Source organism: Bifidobacterium indicum (assembly GCF_036987015.1).
Classification (GTDB): Bacteria; Actinomycetota; Actinomycetes; order Actinomycetales; family Bifidobacteriaceae; genus Bombiscardovia; species Bombiscardovia indica.
Window position 1 is genome coordinate 1,061,332 of record NZ_BTXM01000001.1, and the last position, 16,036, is coordinate 1,077,367.

Here is a 16,036-nt window from a genome sequence, read left to right on the forward strand (position 1 = left end):
GGCGGACAGTCACAGAAGACCGGGAGGAGAAACACATGCGCGCCACCAGGAAATTGTGGACCGTTGTATTGGCTATATCGATTCCGCTTGCAATGTCGGCTTGCGGAAACGGTGCCGCCGAAAGCAGCCAGTCGGAGCAGCATGAAACCGCCCAAAGCAAACCCACGGAAAAGCCAACCAAGAAGCCGACGCCGGGTATAGGCGAGACGGTGGAGAACGATGGGATCAGGATGAAGCTGGTCTCCGCCAGCGACCAGCCCAATATCAATTACGATACATGCGGAGATGGGTGCAGCAACCATGAATACGCACCAAAAGCGGCGGACCCGAACGCAAAATACTGGGTGGTCACCACGGAAATCACCAACACAGGCAAGGAACCCATCGACCTGACATGCAGCTACCCCGTCGAGATCAACGCCTACAACTCGGAAAACCAGAAGTATACCCCTATAAAGGATCTGTACCAGGTCCAAGGAAACCCGGAATGCAACACACAACTCCAACCCGGATTATCCTCAGCGATGACTTACCCGTTCCAGGTGCCGTCCGGCGCAACGATGATCGGACTGTCATGGAAGCCGGTACATATCAATGAGGAAAGCCAGCCGGAATACAGCTACTTCCTTACAGACAATAACTACGAACTGAAATGAGTCAGTGCTCCCACCCGGCATAAAATGCTGCTAATGGGCTCTCGCCCATTCTCTGCCCCGCTTCGTTGGGGCTTTCTTTATACCGGCTGTCTGACGTGCGCTGGTGGTACTTTTTTGTTGTCACAGTCGACATGACAAGAGAGGGAAGAAAGATGACGGACCCCACAGGCGACGGGTACGACAGGTACCGTCCGCAGCCGGAGCAGCCCACGCAGCCGATGCAGCCCGTACAGGAACAACCAACCCAGGCAATGCCACCTGCGCAGGAACAACCAACGCAAACCGTGCCGTTACAGCAACCCACCCAGCAATTCGACCAGGTGCCCTATCAAGGACCAGCACAGCAACCCATGGGGGACGCGGGACAAGGGGCGGCAGCCATGCCAGTCCCGAACGGCGAAGATCAAGGCAACGCCGGCGGGAGGCGCAGAGGCAAGGGCAAGAAGAAGCCCTGGTACAAGCGCACTTGGGTTTGGATCGTGGTGGCGGTTGTGCTCATCCTGGGCCTGGCTTTCGGGCAAGGCGGGTCGAAGGAGGCGTCAGCCCCGGCAAGCAGTAAAAGCACCCAGCCTGCGGTCTCCCAGCCCGCGAAGGAGACCTTCGACATGCAGACCCTGGTCGGCAGGAAATGGGACGAGGCCAGCAGGACCCTGACAGACCACCACTGGACCACCACCGATTACACGGTTCAGACCGACGACGGGAAAACCCCCATCCTCGACAGTAACTGGACGGTCACAGGCGTATCCGCAGACACAAAGCCGGTCATCTCGCTCAGACATGACACAGCAACCCAACCAGCGCCAGCTCCAGCTCAGTCAGCGGCCCCCGCCCCGACGCAGGAGCCCACCCAGGAACAAGCCCCGGCCCAGGCACCAGCGCCGGCACCCGCACCGGACACTTATGAGTACTACCAGAATTGCGATGCGGTCCGCGCCGCCGGCAAGGCACCCCTGTACCAGGGTCAGCCGGGGTACCGTCCTGCCCTGGACCGGGACCATGACGGCGTGGCCTGCGAGTAAGGAGACACCATGAAAGTAGGCATGCGCAAACCCAGCATCAAGCGGTCCATTAGCGCCAGGACCACAGGCAAATGGAAAAGGCAGGCCAAGAAAGCCATCATCCCCGGCTACGGCAGGAAAGGCGTGGGCTGGGTGAAGAACCCGAAGAAAGCAGCCTATAACAAAGTCTACCGGAAGACCACCTTCAGCCTCTGGGACCTCTTCAAGTAGGAAACCGGACAGCCCCGCTTCGGCGGGGCTTTTCCTTTATGTGGGGAGACAGCCTAATCCTCGGTTGAATCGATAGTTTGGCTGGTCTTCACGTCTGTCTGCTGGGATATCCTTCCAGGCCACGACATATCCTCGGCCTTCGTATCCCTATCACCATCGTTGAATGGGAAGATGCTGCGCGTTATGACCCAGACGAGGCCGATGACTTCAATGACACACGCACTGAGCCACGCCAACATGACAGAGGTTGAATGCGGGTTAGCACACATGAACTTATAGAGGAAGACGTCACTTATTACAAGCTGTACGCCAACTATCCCGAGAAGAACATACCCGAGCAAGTTTCTCAGTTTGTTCTCGTCCTTGACCCTCTCGCTTAACGCCTGTCTGCGATCCCCCTCGATTTCTTCAAATCGATGCTGATCCGACTTCACACTCAGTCTGGCGGTCTCGCTTCCGGACCCAGTGAGATTTTCGACACCGTGTCGTTTTTCCTCTTCTCGGTCCAGATAATACTTAGCCTGCTGTTCTATATAACTCGATACTTCAGACCGAGAGAATAACTGCTGTGCGTTTCCCCTATAGAGCTTGATCGCTTCGTCGCTCTCAAACTTTCCATCCTCTGTGGTATCGTCGCGTGAATCAGTCATTGCTAGATAAGGCCCAAGCCCGAGAGACGGTTATTCATAGCGCTTGGCGACACATCAAACTTTTCTGCCATCAACTCAGGGGAATAGGCCTTTCCCCAATAACGTCTGACTATGGATGCCGGCATCAGCAACGCGGCCGCGAACCGATTAGCCCAGATCTCTTCCGAGTCGCATCCACGAGAGGAGAGTTCGTCACGCTTCTCCACCTTGCCCGCTACCTTATCCTCGGGAAGATCCTGATAGGAATGGATGTAATGTCCGAGCTCGTGAGCGTATGTGAAGCGCACACGATGAGGATGGTCCAGCATATTGGAAACAGCTTTGAAAGGCTCGTTGGGCTTGTCTTTGACCAGCAAACCCGAAGTGTCCCCTTGGAGCAGCATAACTTCAGTCTTTATGCCCATCTTGCGAAGAACTTCATGCACATCTATGGGCAGAACAACGTTCCCATCCGGGTCGGCTACTGTCTTCAGAAGAGTTTCAGTGGCCGCCTTCGCAGGGGTCTGAATGTCATCAACTCTTATTTTCTTATCCATTCAATCCACCTCCCGCGAGTATATCCCAACAGACAATCTTGTGTGGGTGGTATCAGTCTATCATCGCACATGCCGGTACACCATACCTGATCCGGATTGCATTTTACCGTACACATACCGTACACAGGAGGGGTTTTGAGTGGTTTCAGAGGGCATGAGAAAACCCCCGCAACCATTGTGGCTGTAGGGGTTTCGAACCTGTGGGGCCTCAGGGGCTTGAACCCTGGACCGAACGATTATGAGTCGTTTGCTCTAACCGACTGAGCTAAGGCCCCACGCCGACGTGGTCGGCAGAGTCATGGTATCAAACAGGCACGTCATAACGCCACGGACCGAGTCGTCAGACCTGCTTGGTGATCCGGTTGTAGACCGGCAACCCCATATACCCAAAGGGGACGTCGCGCACCTGCTTGCCGGCCACTGCGGAGACCTTCCGGTACCACAGCGGCAAGGCCGGCAGGTCCTTGAAAAGAACGGTCTGGGCCTGGCGGTAGTCCTCCATGGACTTGTCCAGATCGACCTTGGTCGCTGCCCGGGCCAGGATCGCGTCATACTCACCGCTCTTGTAGTCGCCGTTATTGAGCCCCTTCCCATCGGCCTGGGAGGAGGCGTATCCCTGCACCAGATACCCTTCGGGATGGGGGTAGTCCGAAGTCAGACCGGAATTGAAGAAGCTGTTCACCTGACGGTTGTGGACGGCGGTGTTGAACTCCTTGCCGGTCGGGAAGATGTTGGCATCGGCCTTGATTCCCAGTACCTTGGAGTACCCGTGCAGGACGGCATCGACCCAATCCTTGTCGGTCCCGTCGGCGCTGTAGGCGATCCTCAGGGTCCCCTCCCAGGGGGAGATGGCGTCGGCATCCTTCCACAGTTCCCGAGCCCTATCGGGGTCGTAGTCCACAACTTCATGCCCCGTGATGTCACCCGCGTGCCCGGTGATGGTCGGCGCAAGGAAGTCACTGGCCGGAACGACCGAGCCTGCAAAGACCTTGTCGGCTATACCCTTCCGATCGATGGCACGGGATAATGCCTGCCTGCGCAAGGCCCCCTCCCGTCCCTGGAAATGCGGCAGAGCCTGCGGGACGGTCAGGGAACGGAAGGCTGGGCCAGGCTTGACCAGGGGCTGGAGGGCCGACTCCTGACGGAAGGTCTTCAGTCGGGAGACCGGTACCGTATCGAGCACGTCCAGACGACCGGCCTGGGCATCGGCATAGGCCGCATCAAGACTCTGGTAGTCCCTGAATTCCAAACTCCCGTTACGGGCCTTGCGGGGCCCCTTATATGAGGGATCACGTTCAAGTTCAATCCCCTGATTGGGCACCCATGACTTGAACCGATATGGTCCGTTCCCCACCGGATGATTGCCGAAGGCCTTGATGTCCTTGTAGGCGGATGCCGGCAGCGGCAGGAAGGCCACGTCGCCCACTTTGTAGGGGAAGGACGAATCTGGCCTGGCCATGGCCACTTTCAGGGTCAGGTCATCCACGACCTCCAGGCCGGACAGGGTCGCCTTGGGATCGCCATGCTCGTCCTGGATCCGGTCGTACCCCTCGATGGTGGAGAAGGCGGAAGCCCCCAACTGACCGTTGGCCGCATTGGCAGCAAAGGACCAAGAATCCGCATAGGTCTTCGCCTTGATCATCTCCCCGTTGCTGAACCTCAGCCCCGGTCTGAGCACAATCGTGTACTGGGTGGCATCCTGGTTGGGTGTGATTGATTTGGCCTGAACCAGGGTCTGTCGGCCCTTTGCATCGAAGGTGACCAACCCATCGAAGAGTTGGGTCACCACCTTCCACCCGGCCGTGTCGTTGGTGCTTGAGGGAATCAGGGGCGCGGTCGGCTCTGTGTTGTTGACACTGATGGCCGCCCGGGGGTCCGTCTCCCCCTGCACCCGGCTGCCGCCCGAAGAACCGCAGGCACCGGCCATCAGGACAAGGGGAAGTATGCCCGCTGCCAGATAAGAACGAAGGTTGGTCATGGCGACACCTTTCCTGCCCGATTCGGGCATCGTGGGTCCATCTTATGTGGTTCTGCACGGGTTGGTGGGATAAGAGCCCAGGAGGGCGAGTCCCCCCCCCCCCCAGCGGCAACTTGCGGATCGATGCCCGCACCCTGTGAAGATGGATTGAGAGTGCACCCCCATGGGGCCGACGGCTTCACACCTGTCTGACGTCTCGGCCGGAGGCCAGACGGTCCAAGGCTCCGGTGCTGCCGATGGCCCGGAAGAGGGCCCAACTGACCAGACCGGCCAGGACGATTCCACTGATCAATTCGCATATGGTCCCGATGATGCCTCGCGGGCTGAGTGGGGAAACCCCCTGATAGTAGAAGGCAAGAAGGAAGGCGTTGTAGAACATGGCAATCATGACGCCACCCAGGATGGTCGTACCCAGGGTCCACCGACGGTAGCGGAAGATGCCGAAAGCCAGTTCTGCGCAGAACGCCTCCAGGATGGCCTCGACGAAGATCATGGGGCCACCGTAGGCGTTGCCGGGCAGAATCTCGACCAGCACGCTGATGATTCCCACATAGACGGCCGCCCCTGGCTTGCGCAATATCAATAGGGACAGGGTGCAAGGAAAGTAGAAAATCCCATGCAGGAGGGCTGCCATACCCGGAAGGAGGGCCGTCATCAGGGGGAACACCCACGACGAGAGCAGACTTGCCGCCCAGTAGATCAATCCCGAAACGGCTCCCAGGCCGGCACCCACCGCAATGTCCAGGGGCCTCCAGCGCAACCTGCGGGCTGCCGGTATTCGATTATCCTGCTGTTTCTCTGTCATGGTTACTCCATCACGACCATTGCAAGAACGGTCCGTTCAATCATGCGCACAGCGAGAGGCCCGGGCTGGTCAGAACCGGCCAGGACCGAGGTCGACGCCCCTTGACCTGCGCATGTCGGGCGGGAACGCCTCCTCAAGGCTACCCTGTACGACCGCCCGAATCCCCCAGAGGGGTATAGGGAAAATCGATAGGTCCTTCACACCGGAGATATGGGCTTTGCCAGCCGCATAAGTCGGAAGTCTCCATTACGATTGGTGCAGTTTGCAATGTTGAATTCCCAACCTTTTGTGAGGTAGTTCCTTGGCTGAATTTATCTATCAGATGATCAAGGCGCGCAAGTCCTTCGGCGACCGCGTCATTCTTGATGACGTCACGCTGAGTTTCCTCCCGGGAGCCAAGATCGGCGTGGTGGGCCCCAACGGCATGGGCAAGTCCACCCTGCTCAAGATCATGGCCGGGCTGGAGACCGTCAGCAACGGCGAAGCCCAACTCACCCCGGGCTACTCGGTGGGCATCCTCCAGCAGGAACCGCCACTGGACGAAGACAAGACCGTCGGCGAGAACATCCGCATGGCCTACGGCGACATCATGGAGAAAGTCCATCGTTTCAATCAGATTGGCGAGGAGATGGCCAACCCCGATGCCGATTACGATGCCCTGATGGCCGAGATGGGCAAGCTCCAGGAGGAAATCGACGCCGCCGACGGGTGGGACCTGGACTCACAATTGGACCAGGCCATGGATGCCCTGCAATGCCCCGACCCCGATACGCCGGTCTCGGTCATATCCGGAGGGGAACGCCGTCGCGTGGCCCTCTGTCGGCTTCTTCTCGAGGCACCCGACCTGCTCCTCCTCGACGAGCCCACCAACCACCTGGATGCCGAGTCCATCCTCTGGCTGGAACAGTACCTGCACACCTACAAGGGTGCGGTCCTGGCCGTCACCCACGACCGGTACTTCCTGGACAATGTGGCCGAGTGGATCTGCGAAGTGGACCGCGGTCACCTTTACCCCTACCAGGGCAACTACACCACCTACCTGGACACCAAGGCCAAGCGCCTTGAAGTCCAGGGGCAGAAGGACGCCAAGCTGGCCAAGCGGCTCAACTCCGAGTTGGAATGGGTCCGGTCCTCCCCCAAGGCGCGGCAAGCCAAGAACAAGGCCCGTCTGGAACGCTACGAGCAGATGGAGAACGAGGCCCGCAACAACAAGAAGCTGGACTTTTCCGAGATCCAGATTCCACCGGGGCCTCGCCTGGGGTCCAAGGTCCTGGAAGCCGAACACATCCACAAGGCCTTCGGCGACCGGGTCCTGATCGACGATCTGAGTTTCACCCTGCCGCGCAACGGCATCGTCGGTGTCATCGGGCCGAACGGGGTGGGAAAGTCCACACTCTTCAAGACCATCGTGGGGCTGGAGCCTTTGACTTCCGGCTCCCTGGAGGTCGGCGACACGGTCAAGATATCCTACGTGGACCAGAACCGCGAGGGAATCGACCCCAACAAGAACCTCTGGGAGGTGGTCTCCGACGGTCTGGACTTCATCGAGGTGGCAGGCATCGAGGTCCCTACCCGCGCCTACGTGGCCTCCTTCGGATTCAAGGGATCCGACCAGCAGAAGCCTGCCGGGGTTCTCTCCGGCGGTGAACGCAACAGGCTGAACCTGGCCCTGACCCTGAAGCAGGGGGGCAACCTCCTCCTCCTGGACGAGCCCACCAACGACCTGGATGTCGAGACCCTGGAGAGCCTGGAGAACGCCCTACTGGCCTTCCCCGGCTGCGCCGTGGTCATCTCCCACGACCGTTGGTTCCTGGATAGGATCGCCACCCATATCCTGGCCTGGGAGGGCACGGATGAGGATCCCGCCAACTGGTACTGGTTCGAGGGCAACTTCCATGCCTATCAGGAGAACAAGGTCCAGCGGCTGGGCGAGGAGGCCTCCAGGCCTCATAGGATCCACCGCAAGTTGACGCGCTGACACGTACAGGGACGCAAACAAGCTGGGATGGGGGAAAGCATGACACCGGAAGAAACGCCACTGGAGCACGTGGTCAAGGTCCTGGATGTCGTTAGGACCGGCCAGGAGGGTGCTCACACCCTCTTCAGGGGGGACTCGCTCTATTTCCCCACCAAGCGCATCTATGGGGGCCAGATCGTGGCCCAGTCCGTCATGGCCGGGTCTAGAACGGTTCCTGAGGGACGCCTGCCCAACTCCGTTCATGCATGCTTCCTGCGTACCGGAAGCATCGAAGAAGAGGTCAGGGTGGACGTGGAGACCCTGCGTGACGGCAGGTCCTTCTCCTCCCGCCGAACGGATGTGCTCCAATCCAAGGGCTCCATACTGACGACCGTCCTGTCCTACCAGGAATCCGGCCAGCATGGTGTCAGATACGCAGACCCCATGCCCGGTGACCTGCCCGATCCGGAAGACCTGACCAGCGCCAAGGATCTGATGCGGCCCTATGCCGAGAAGTCATCATTCGCCGACTACTACGTAACCCAGTCGCCGTTCGACATCCGCCACCTGGGCAAGACCGTCCTGATGGGCGTCGACAAGGAGGCCGTGGCCAAGGATTCCGGCCGTCAGATGGTCTGGAGCCGGACCGATGGCCATCTGGACATGTCGCAGACCATGAACCGGGCCCTCCTGGCCTTGGAGTGCGACCAGATCATGATGGAACCGGCCCTGCGCCGTTCCGGCCTGGGCATCACGACCAGGGGAATCTCCTTTGCCTCCATCGATCATTCCATGTGGTGGTATCAGGACATCGACCTGAATAAGTGGCACCTCTTCGTCCAGGACTCCCCCGTGGCCGACCATGGTCGCAGTCTCTGTGTGGCCAAGGTCTATACCCGCGATGGCGCCCTGGCCTCCGTCATGATCCAGGAAGCCATGATCCGGGTCCCTCAGGATGCCAACAACAAGGACTGATGCTTCCCTGGACCGGCCTGGCCGAGACCCTTGCGATAGCCCCTTGATATTGAGCCCCGAGCGCCTGGCAGGGAATCAGTCGGTACGATTCTTCTGGACGGCATCCGGCATGCGGCCCGTCTTGGGACCACGCTTCTCCGGGTTCTCAGGCCCCTCATCCGGCGGCAGCTGGCAGAGCCACTCCCCCACGGCCCCGATGACCACATCAACCAGGCACACGGCCGCTGCCACCAGGCACTCCACCATGACCGAAGCGTAGTAGGGTGCACTGGCATGCCCCATGCTCATCAGGGCCTGAGCGCCGTACCAACCCAGCAAGGCCGCGCAGGCTATTCCCAAGGACTTGCTCATGATCAGGGCATTGACGGCGAAGCGGGAGTCCAACTCCTTGCGTTCACCCTTGGCATATCGGTGGACCTGGACGCACATGATCAGAACCAGCACCCCCAAGGCAAGCAGTAGCAGGGAAACCAGCCAGTGCACCCCCATCAGGTCGGCCCTGGTTGACATGCTGACCTCGGAGACGACCAGACCGCCGGCCATGCCCAAGGCAAGGGCAACGAAATAGTAGGCAATGGGCGTGCGACGTGTTCTCATGACAAACCATCCAATATCCAGTTCTCGGAAAGGAGGTCGAGGCGGTCCCCGTCCGGTGCCCTACGGGAGAGAAGGGCAACTGACCCCCCATCATCCGAACCGACCGGGACGGCATTCGGCTCAAGAAAGGCCCAGGGCACCAGGACCGAGGCACTGCCGATTGTCCTGACGGGGGGGATGTCCAGACCTTCATCATCGACCATCATGCCCCCGTAATCCACCATGGTCAGACTGAGCGGTCCATCGTCGCCTTCCGGATCCCGTTTCCCAACCGTCCTGCAGGCGGACTCAATCATGCGCAGGGTCTCGATAAGGTCGCGGGGAGCCAAGGGGGTATGCAGGATGGCCACGGCACAGAGGTGGGCCCCGTCATTGGATCCAGGGCCGGGCCTATAGGAATAGAGGGGTGAGATCCCGACGACCTGACTGCCGGGCATCCCGTCCATGGAGGTGAGAGCCACATACATGGCCTGCTGGGAATCCTCCCCCGCCCCATCCATGGAAATGACCACCCGATGAGTGGACAAGGATGGTTCAGATCCGTCCCCTGGGTTCTCAACCGACTGGCGGCCACCGTCCCCATAGGTGTCGGCATCTTCCTGACTTCCTGCATGGATGGTGCCCATGGGATGACGGTTCCGTGCCTCGCGGTGCCGCCGGAGGAAGTCATGATCCACGGATGGATGGGTTGCGGCCGACCCGTGGGTAGGGTGCACTTCCCCCACCGTATCCTCGGCATCGGCACTGTCGATCTCATGTTCCTGGGCTGAAACCAACGAGGCGGTGCTCGCCGCATCCGAGCCATCGACCGCCCGCTCAAGGGTTACGCTGACCCGGAAATTCGTCTCGGTCTGGTCATTGGCACCCAGCCGTGCAACACGGACCCTGGTGCGTCTGACCTGATGGGAGAGCAGAATGGCATCGGCCACCTTGGCGGCCAGTGCCTCCAGAAGGACGACGGGCTCATGCTCGACCAGGGAGACGATTCTGTTGACCACCTGGATATAATCCACGGTTTCGGTGGCATCGTCGAGACGACCGGCCTCACTCAGGTCCAGAAAGAGGGTGGCATCGACCTGATAGACATAGTCTGCACCATCACGAGGATGCAGGGGTCTGGCCCTGATCCGGCTCAACTGAATCGAATCCATGTCTCAACCCCTCTCGGTCATATCCGGCCAATGATCTACCCCACCTCATTGCATCGTGTGGGATACAGGACCCAGGAAACCGTTTCCGGCGGCAGCTCTTCCCGAACCTACCTGCCCTGTACGGAGGAACCGGGCTCCTGCCCGGATTGCGGAGCCTCCCCGTTGACACTCTGTTCAAGCGCCTTGGGAATCTCCACCGGAGGAAGATCGGAATCGGGGCGGTTCTCGTTGGAGAGCCAGAGTGCCCGTTCAGGCGCCATTTTCAGGTTGGAGAAGATGGCAGCCAGTTCATTCTTGTTCAGGGTCTCCTTGACCAGGAGCTGACGAACCAGCTCGTCAAGAACCTCCCTGTTCTGGCTGATGATCTGCCAGGCCTCGTTGTGGGCGGTCTCGACCAGGTCGAGGACCTCCTTGTCGATGATCTCGGCCGTCTGCTCCGAGTAGTTATGGGGCTTCAGTGCGTCGAGTCCGGAATCCTGGTCGTTCTCATCAGCCCACTTGATGGCTCCAAGCTTCGAAGAGAACCCATACTCGACGACCATCTGGCGGGCGATACCGGTCGCCTTCTCGATATCGTTGGAGGCACCTGTGGTGGGATCGTGGAAGACGACCTCCTCGGCCACCCGGCCGCCCATGGCATAGGCCATCTGATCCAGGAGCTCGTTGCGCGACTGGGAGTACCGGTCCTGGGTGGGCATGACAGCCGTATAGCCCAGGGCACGACCACGCGGAAGGATGGTGACCTTGGTAACCGGGTCCGTGTGGTGGAGGGCCGCAGCGACCATGGCGTGGCCACCCTCATGGTAGGCTGTGTTGCGCATCTCCTCCAGGGCCATTCCCTTGGTGCGGCGCCTGGGGCCACTCAGCACGCGGTCGATGGCCTCATCGATGGCCCGGTTGTCAATCAGCTGGGCATCGGAGCGAGCCGTCAATAGGGCCGCCTCGTTCAGGACATTGGCCAGGTCGGCACCGGTGAACCCCGGAGTCCTGACAGCCACGGTGTGCAGATCCACGTCCGGCACGAAGGGTTTGCCCTTGGCATGCACCTTGAGGATGGCCTCACGGCCCTCCAGATCGGGGGCCTCCACGGCGACCTGCCGGTCGAACCGTCCGGGGCGTAACAGGGCCGAGTCCAGGATGTCGGGTCGGTTGGTTGCTGCGATGATGATCAGGTTGGTGTCGTTGTCGAAACCGTCCATTTCGACCAGGAGCTGGTTCAGGGTCTGTTCACGTTCATCGTGGCCACCGCTCATTCCCGATCCGCGCTTGCCGCCCACGGCATCGATCTCGTCGATGAAGATGATGGCCGGTGCGTTCTTCTTGGCCTCGTCGAAGAGGTCACGCACCCTGGAGGCGCCCAGACCCACGAACATCTCGACGAAGTCCGAACCCGCCATGGAATAGAAGGGCACGCTGGCCTCACCGGCGATGGCTCTGGCCAAGAGGGTCTTACCGGTTCCGGGAGGTCCGTAAAGCAGCACGCCACGGGGTATACGAGCGCCCAGGGCCTTGTACTTGGAGGGATCTTTGAGGAAGTCCTTGATCTCCTCGACCTCCTGGACGGCCGCATCCTCGCCGGCAACGTCGGAGAACTTGGTCTTGGGGGTCTGTCCGTCGTTGAGCCGGGCCGAACTCTTCTTGCCCCCCATGCCGAACATATTGCCCCCGGCGGCCGATGACATCCGGGAAAGAAGGAACCAGAACACGCCCAGGATGATCAGCATGGGCAGGACCGACGAAATCAGCAGACTCATCATGCTGGTCTGTGGAACAACCGAGTTGTATCCCTCGCTCAGCCCCGCCTTCTCCACGGCCTTGACCACCTGGGGGCCCTGGTCGAACACATAGTAGAACTGGACGTCCTTGCCGAAGTTCTTCGTGGTCCTGTTGCCCCGGAAGCCGTCGACCTCCTTGGTGAAGTCGTTGTTCAGCTTGAGCTCGACCACCTGCATCTTCTCGGTGATCTCGGCTGACTTGACCTCCCCGCTCTTCTGGTTACCGGCCAGGAGCGCCAGACCATCCTTGGTGTCGATGGTCTGGGGGCCGTTCTGACTGTTGAAGAAGCCGAAGATACCCATGATGATCAAAATGGACAGGATGGCCCAGAGCCAGGGCGAGCGCCAGAAGGACCTGTTCCCGCCGGAACCGTTCCCGTCACCCCTGTCGCTGTTGAAGTTGAAGAAGGGGTTGCCCCTGTCCGGGCCATTGCCCCCGTTGCCGTTGTTCTTGGGTGGGCCCTGCTGTGGTCCCTGCGAGTAGCTCATGAATGCTTCCCCTGATTCTGATTCTGTTCCTGATCCAGATACTCATCCGATTTGAGTACGGCAATCGAATCCAGATTACGGTAACGCTCGTCGTAATCAAGTCCGAATCCCACTACAAACTCGTCCGGAATGACATATCCGGGGTATTTGACCTCGACCTCGACCTCATGCCTGACCTTCTTGTCGAGCAGGGCGAAGACCTCCACCGATGCGGCTCCACGCGACCGAAGCATGTTCACCAGCCAATGCAAGGTGTATCCGGAATCGATGATATCCTCCACAATCAGGATATGCCGTCCGCGTACATCACACCCCAGGTCCATGCGAATCTCGATATCGCCCTCGGAAACGGTGGTCTTCCGGCCGGGGTAGCTGGAGATGCTCATGAATTCGATCTGGACCGGAATGGTCACGGCCTGGGAAAGGGCGGCGAGGGTGTTGAAAGCCCCCTTGAGCACGGCCACCATCATCAGGTTCTTTCCCTGATAATCCCCGCTGATACGGGTGGCCGTCCTCTGGATCAAGTCCTCTATCTGCTGTTTGGATACCAACTCATGATCGATGTGGGATTGAATATCAGCGATTCGCATGGTGTCCATCATTGCATATGAGAATGACCTGACTCTTACGAAAAGCTGAATACGAGCTGGGAAATGCCGGCCCCCGCTGTCCGTGCCAGTCCGAGACCAGGGAGTCAAGAGCCCTGATCTGCGAGGAATCGGCCTGGATGCCCAAATCGGTCAGAAGATGGACCATGAAACGCAGGCGAAGAGCGGGATCCTGGTCGCGAAGTCGTCGGGCGTTCAGCCGGACCAGGATACCATGAGCGGCATCATCGGGTTCGGGAGCATCGATCACCTGATCGACCAGGGCCGCCGCCTGCCGGTTCAGGTAGGCAGCGTCGCGCCTGGCCATGTCGGCCCCCTGGGCCAGGCTGCGGACCATATCATGCCCGGCGAACCGACTCAGCGCGGGCAGGAGGTCATGGCGCACACGGGAACGCAGGGGGAAGTCATCCGGCAGGGTATGATCAGCCGGGTACCCGTCTCCATTGGTGGGGTCATCCCACCAGGAGAGTCCCTGCTGCAGGCAGATTTGCGTGGTATCCTGCCTGGTCATACCAAGGAAGGGCCTAAGATACTCCAGTCCGCCCCGATTCATCCGGATATCCATACCGGTGATTGCATCCAAACCCCGGGAACGAATCAGTCCGATGAGCGCGGTCTCGGCCTGGTCATCCATGGTATGGGCCAGGAGGATGACCGAAGCATTGACCTGCCTGGCCTCTTCCCCCAAGGCCTCGTATCTGGCCTCGCGGGCATCGGCCTCCAAACCCGCGCCGGTACGGGGCACATGGATGGGCCTGACCCGTACGGGGTCCAGCCCCATACGTCGGCAATCAGTTGCAGCCTTGAGACTGATCCGATCGGAGTTCTTGGCCAGCCCATGGTCAATCAGCACGGCCCCACAGCGAAGCCCCAACATGGCCGAGACCTTCGCGGAGACCGCTGCCAGGGCCATGGAGTCACGCCCACCGGAGCAGGCCACCAGAATGAGGGGCGCATCCGGATCGGGGCGATGTCTGCCGTGTCTGGCAAATCGGCCATCCTGCCTCCTCAGACCGGCATCCTCAAGGCAGGAACGCAGGGCTCCTACGGCCTTCTTCATCTGCGCGGAATAGACCACAAGACACCAACCCCTTCCGACTGACGCACGGCTACAGGCGATCCAGAGAAGTGACGAACAGATCCACGGCTTGCTTGGCTGCGGCCATATCCCGCGGATTATTGACGATGACGGCAAAGACCAGACTTCCGCCGGACCTCCGGGAGACGTTCCCGGTCATCGAGGTGACCTGGTCCAATGTGCCGGTCTTGACCCTGACCAGTCCATCGGCATGGTCGTCAACCTTCCTGGTGGCGGCGGTTCCGGCCAGTCCCACGACCGAGAGCCCCTTGGCCACAGGGGCGATTCCCCTGGCTCCCAGGGCAAGCTCCTGTATCTGGGCCAGGGTATTCACGCTCAGTGCGGAACCGGGTGCCAAACCGGAGCAATCAGCCATCACCAGCCCCTTGGTATCGACCCCGAGACGGTTGAGGGTTTCCGTGACTGCCCTTACGGCACCTTCCGGACGATTCTCCTTGCCCATCTTCATCGCCGTCAAACGGCCGAAGAGTTCCGCCAGCGTATTGTCGGAGGTCCTGAGCATCAGCGCCATGATCTCGCTGAGGCGAGCGGATCGTACGCTGGCGATGACAGGACCCCGGCCGGATTCAGCCCGATCGGGTCGGTCCGGATTATCCACCCCGATGCCGTTGCCCGACAGGGCTCCGGCAAAGATCAGTGCGGCTTGGGCCGCCGGCTGGGGGACCCTGGGCAGATAGACGTCTCCTGCATCCGGGTCGCCGCCTCGCTGGGTGCCGGACCAGTCACGGCCCTGGTCCACGGCCAGGGCCGTCGGTTCCTGAAAGTAGATTCCGCCAGGATTGTTCTCCTGAAGACCTTCGGATTGTCCAGCATCATTGAAGAGACCGTCATCATAGGCCACCGTTACTCGGCTGACCCCTGTTCTGCGCAGGGCATCCGTGGTCATGGCGGCCAGGGTGGCCAGGCCCGCACGACCGTTGACATGGTGGGAGTCGTTGGTACCAGACCCCAGCAACATGTCGCCATGACCCTCCAGGACCAGCCGGGCATGGTCACCCGCGACATCACTGATCCGCACATCAGTAGCCAGATGTGATGACATATCCAGAACGGAGGCGGCAGCGGCCGCCGTCAGGGTCTTCATGGTCGAAGCAGGTTGGCGGGCCACCTGGGCCGATTCCTGGATGACGGGCCTCCCGTCCGCTTGGCGGATGACCAGGGAGTAATCCTGCCCCAGACCGGGACTGTCGGCGAACTTCTCCACCAGCTGCCGAGCCTCAACCTGATTGACTGGTCCACCGACGCCGGCTGCACCGAGACCACCGGGGGGTGCCGGCATGGTTCTGGCTGGTGACGCCGTCCTGGCCCTGGTCGCTTTCAGGGTCAGGGGACCGGGCAGTACATCCTGGGCATCCGCAGCCGCATATCCGCAGATCAGGGCCGCAGACACCAGAACGGACAGGGCCGCCCTCCATCGACGCATCACCAATGACCTGCGGGTCAGCACCCCCCGGTGTCTACCAGCCAATTGCACTCTCCTGCATGGAAGTCCCCCTCATACGGGTAATGGGCACGAACATCAGACAGC

15 protein-coding genes and 1 tRNA gene are annotated in these 16,036 nt (G+C 60.3%); 5 read left to right on the forward strand and 11 right to left on the reverse strand.

Translation table 11 applies throughout. The features are described 5' to 3' along the window. Nucleotides 1–35: 35 nt before the first annotated feature. The 3 genes from AACP59_RS04620 to AACP59_RS04630 all read left to right on the forward strand — a co-directional run bounded on the left by AACP59_RS04620 (nt 36) and on the right by AACP59_RS04630 (nt 1,888). On the forward strand, nt 36–656 hold the full coding sequence (locus AACP59_RS04620; RefSeq protein WP_339350932.1) for a hypothetical protein: 621 nt from the start codon (nt 36–38) through the stop codon (nt 654–656). 380 nt (nt 657–1,036) lie between these two features. After that, nucleotides 1,037–1,678, forward strand: a complete 642-nt coding sequence (locus AACP59_RS04625) for an excalibur calcium-binding domain-containing protein (protein ID WP_339350931.1) — start codon at nt 1,037–1,039, stop codon at nt 1,676–1,678. Nucleotides 1,679–1,687: 9 nt separating this feature from the next. Then, nucleotides 1,688–1,888 (forward strand): hypothetical protein, encoded by a 201-nt coding sequence (locus AACP59_RS04630; protein WP_339350930.1) that lies wholly within the window; start codon nt 1,688–1,690, stop codon nt 1,886–1,888. A gap of 53 nt (nt 1,889–1,941) precedes the next feature. On the opposite strand, the gene AACP59_RS04635 is transcribed toward AACP59_RS04630, so the two are convergent. The 5 genes from AACP59_RS04635 to AACP59_RS04655 form a co-directional block, all read right to left on the reverse strand. Continuing rightward, the gene (locus AACP59_RS04635) at nt 1,942–2,538 is read right to left on the reverse strand and encodes a hypothetical protein (protein ID WP_339350929.1); all 597 of its coding nucleotides are present in this window, start codon (nt 2,536–2,538) and stop codon (nt 1,942–1,944) included. A 2-nt stretch (nt 2,539–2,540) separates the two neighbouring features. Further along, on the reverse strand, nt 2,541–3,074 hold the full coding sequence (locus tag AACP59_RS04640; protein ID WP_339350928.1) for an ImmA/IrrE family metallo-endopeptidase: 534 nt from the start codon (nt 3,072–3,074) through the stop codon (nt 2,541–2,543). Between the two features lie 201 nt (nt 3,075–3,275). Continuing rightward, nucleotides 3,276–3,349, reverse strand: a tRNA-Ile gene (locus AACP59_RS04645). A gap of 65 nt (nt 3,350–3,414) precedes the next feature. Beyond that, nucleotides 3,415–5,052, reverse strand: a complete 1,638-nt coding sequence (locus AACP59_RS04650; protein WP_339350091.1) for a peptide ABC transporter substrate-binding protein — start codon at nt 5,050–5,052, stop codon at nt 3,415–3,417. A gap of 178 nt (nt 5,053–5,230) precedes the next feature. Further along, nucleotides 5,231–5,857 carry an ECF transporter S component gene (locus AACP59_RS04655; protein ID WP_339350092.1) on the reverse strand — a complete coding sequence of 209 codons (627 nt, stop codon included), beginning with the start codon at nt 5,855–5,857 and terminating at the stop codon, nt 5,231–5,233. A gap of 301 nt (nt 5,858–6,158) precedes the next feature. Here AACP59_RS04655 and ettA point away from each other — a divergent pair, with 301 nt between their 5' ends. Both ettA and AACP59_RS04665 read left to right on the forward strand, forming a co-directional pair. Beyond that, nucleotides 6,159–7,835, forward strand: coding sequence for an energy-dependent translational throttle protein EttA (gene ettA, locus AACP59_RS04660; protein ID WP_339350093.1), 1,677 nt, complete (start codon nt 6,159–6,161; stop codon nt 7,833–7,835). A 39-nt stretch (nt 7,836–7,874) separates the two neighbouring features. Then, complete coding sequence (locus AACP59_RS04665) at nt 7,875–8,789, forward strand: acyl-CoA thioesterase (protein WP_370465966.1); 915 nt, start codon at nt 7,875–7,877, stop codon at nt 8,787–8,789. 75 nt (nt 8,790–8,864) lie between these two features. Here the strand turns inward: AACP59_RS04665 and AACP59_RS04670 are convergent, their stop codons facing one another. The 6 genes from AACP59_RS04670 to AACP59_RS04695 form a co-directional block, all read right to left on the reverse strand. Continuing rightward, nucleotides 8,865–9,386: a DUF3180 domain-containing protein gene (locus AACP59_RS04670; protein WP_297316956.1), complete on the reverse strand. Its 522-nt coding sequence runs from the start codon at nt 9,384–9,386 to the stop codon at nt 8,865–8,867. Beyond that, a complete protein-coding gene (locus AACP59_RS04675) occupies nt 9,383–10,537 on the reverse strand; it encodes a dihydroneopterin aldolase (RefSeq protein WP_339350098.1) in 1,155 nt (384 codons plus the stop codon). Before AACP59_RS04675 ends, AACP59_RS04670 begins: the two co-directional genes overlap by 4 nt. A 107-nt stretch (nt 10,538–10,644) precedes the next feature. Beyond that, complete coding sequence (ftsH, locus tag AACP59_RS04680; protein WP_339350100.1) at nt 10,645–12,801, reverse strand: ATP-dependent zinc metalloprotease FtsH; 2,157 nt, start codon at nt 12,799–12,801, stop codon at nt 10,645–10,647. Next, nucleotides 12,798–13,391 (reverse strand): hypoxanthine phosphoribosyltransferase, encoded by a 594-nt coding sequence (gene hpt, locus AACP59_RS04685; RefSeq protein ID WP_339350102.1) that lies wholly within the window; start codon nt 13,389–13,391, stop codon nt 12,798–12,800. Before hpt ends, ftsH begins: the two co-directional genes overlap by 4 nt. Next, the gene (gene tilS / locus AACP59_RS04690) at nt 13,378–14,487 is read right to left on the reverse strand and encodes a tRNA lysidine(34) synthetase TilS (protein WP_297316952.1); all 1,110 of its coding nucleotides are present in this window, start codon (nt 14,485–14,487) and stop codon (nt 13,378–13,380) included. Before tilS ends, hpt begins: the two co-directional genes overlap by 14 nt. Before the next feature lie 31 nt (nt 14,488–14,518). After that, nucleotides 14,519–15,931, reverse strand: coding sequence for a D-alanyl-D-alanine carboxypeptidase/D-alanyl-D-alanine-endopeptidase (locus tag AACP59_RS04695; protein WP_339352930.1), 1,413 nt, complete (start codon nt 15,929–15,931; stop codon nt 14,519–14,521). Nucleotides 15,932–16,036: the final 105 nt, after the last annotated feature.

Excerpts from the sequence above, each read along its gene's own strand:
- hpt (WP_339350102.1), bottom strand. The coding sequence starts at position 13,391 with ATGCGAATCGCTGATATTCAATCCCACATCGATCATGAGTTGGTATCC.
- AACP59_RS04695 (WP_339352930.1), bottom strand. The coding sequence starts at position 15,931 with ATGCGTCGATGGAGGGCGGCCCTGTCCGTTCTGGTGTCTGCGGCCCTG.
- AACP59_RS04665 (WP_370465966.1), top strand. The coding sequence starts at position 7,875 with ATGACACCGGAAGAAACGCCACTGGAGCACGTGGTCAAGGTCCTGGAT.
- AACP59_RS04650 (WP_339350091.1), bottom strand. The coding sequence starts at position 5,052 with ATGACCAACCTTCGTTCTTATCTGGCAGCGGGCATACTTCCCCTTGTC.
- AACP59_RS04620 (WP_339350932.1), top strand. The coding sequence starts at position 36 with ATGCGCGCCACCAGGAAATTGTGGACCGTTGTATTGGCTATATCGATT.
- AACP59_RS04655 (WP_339350092.1), bottom strand. The coding sequence starts at position 5,857 with ATGACAGAGAAACAGCAGGATAATCGAATACCGGCAGCCCGCAGGTTG.
- ftsH (WP_339350100.1), bottom strand. The coding sequence starts at position 12,801 with ATGAGCTACTCGCAGGGACCACAGCAGGGCCCACCCAAGAACAACGGC.
- AACP59_RS04670 (WP_297316956.1), bottom strand. The coding sequence starts at position 9,386 with ATGAGAACACGTCGCACGCCCATTGCCTACTATTTCGTTGCCCTTGCC.
- AACP59_RS04630 (WP_339350930.1), top strand. The coding sequence starts at position 1,688 with ATGAAAGTAGGCATGCGCAAACCCAGCATCAAGCGGTCCATTAGCGCC.
- AACP59_RS04675 (WP_339350098.1), bottom strand. The coding sequence starts at position 10,537 with ATGGATTCGATTCAGTTGAGCCGGATCAGGGCCAGACCCCTGCATCCT.
- AACP59_RS04640 (WP_339350928.1), bottom strand. The coding sequence starts at position 3,074 with ATGGATAAGAAAATAAGAGTTGATGACATTCAGACCCCTGCGAAGGCG.
- AACP59_RS04625 (WP_339350931.1), top strand. The coding sequence starts at position 1,037 with ATGCCAGTCCCGAACGGCGAAGATCAAGGCAACGCCGGCGGGAGGCGC.
- AACP59_RS04635 (WP_339350929.1), bottom strand. The coding sequence starts at position 2,538 with ATGACTGATTCACGCGACGATACCACAGAGGATGGAAAGTTTGAGAGC.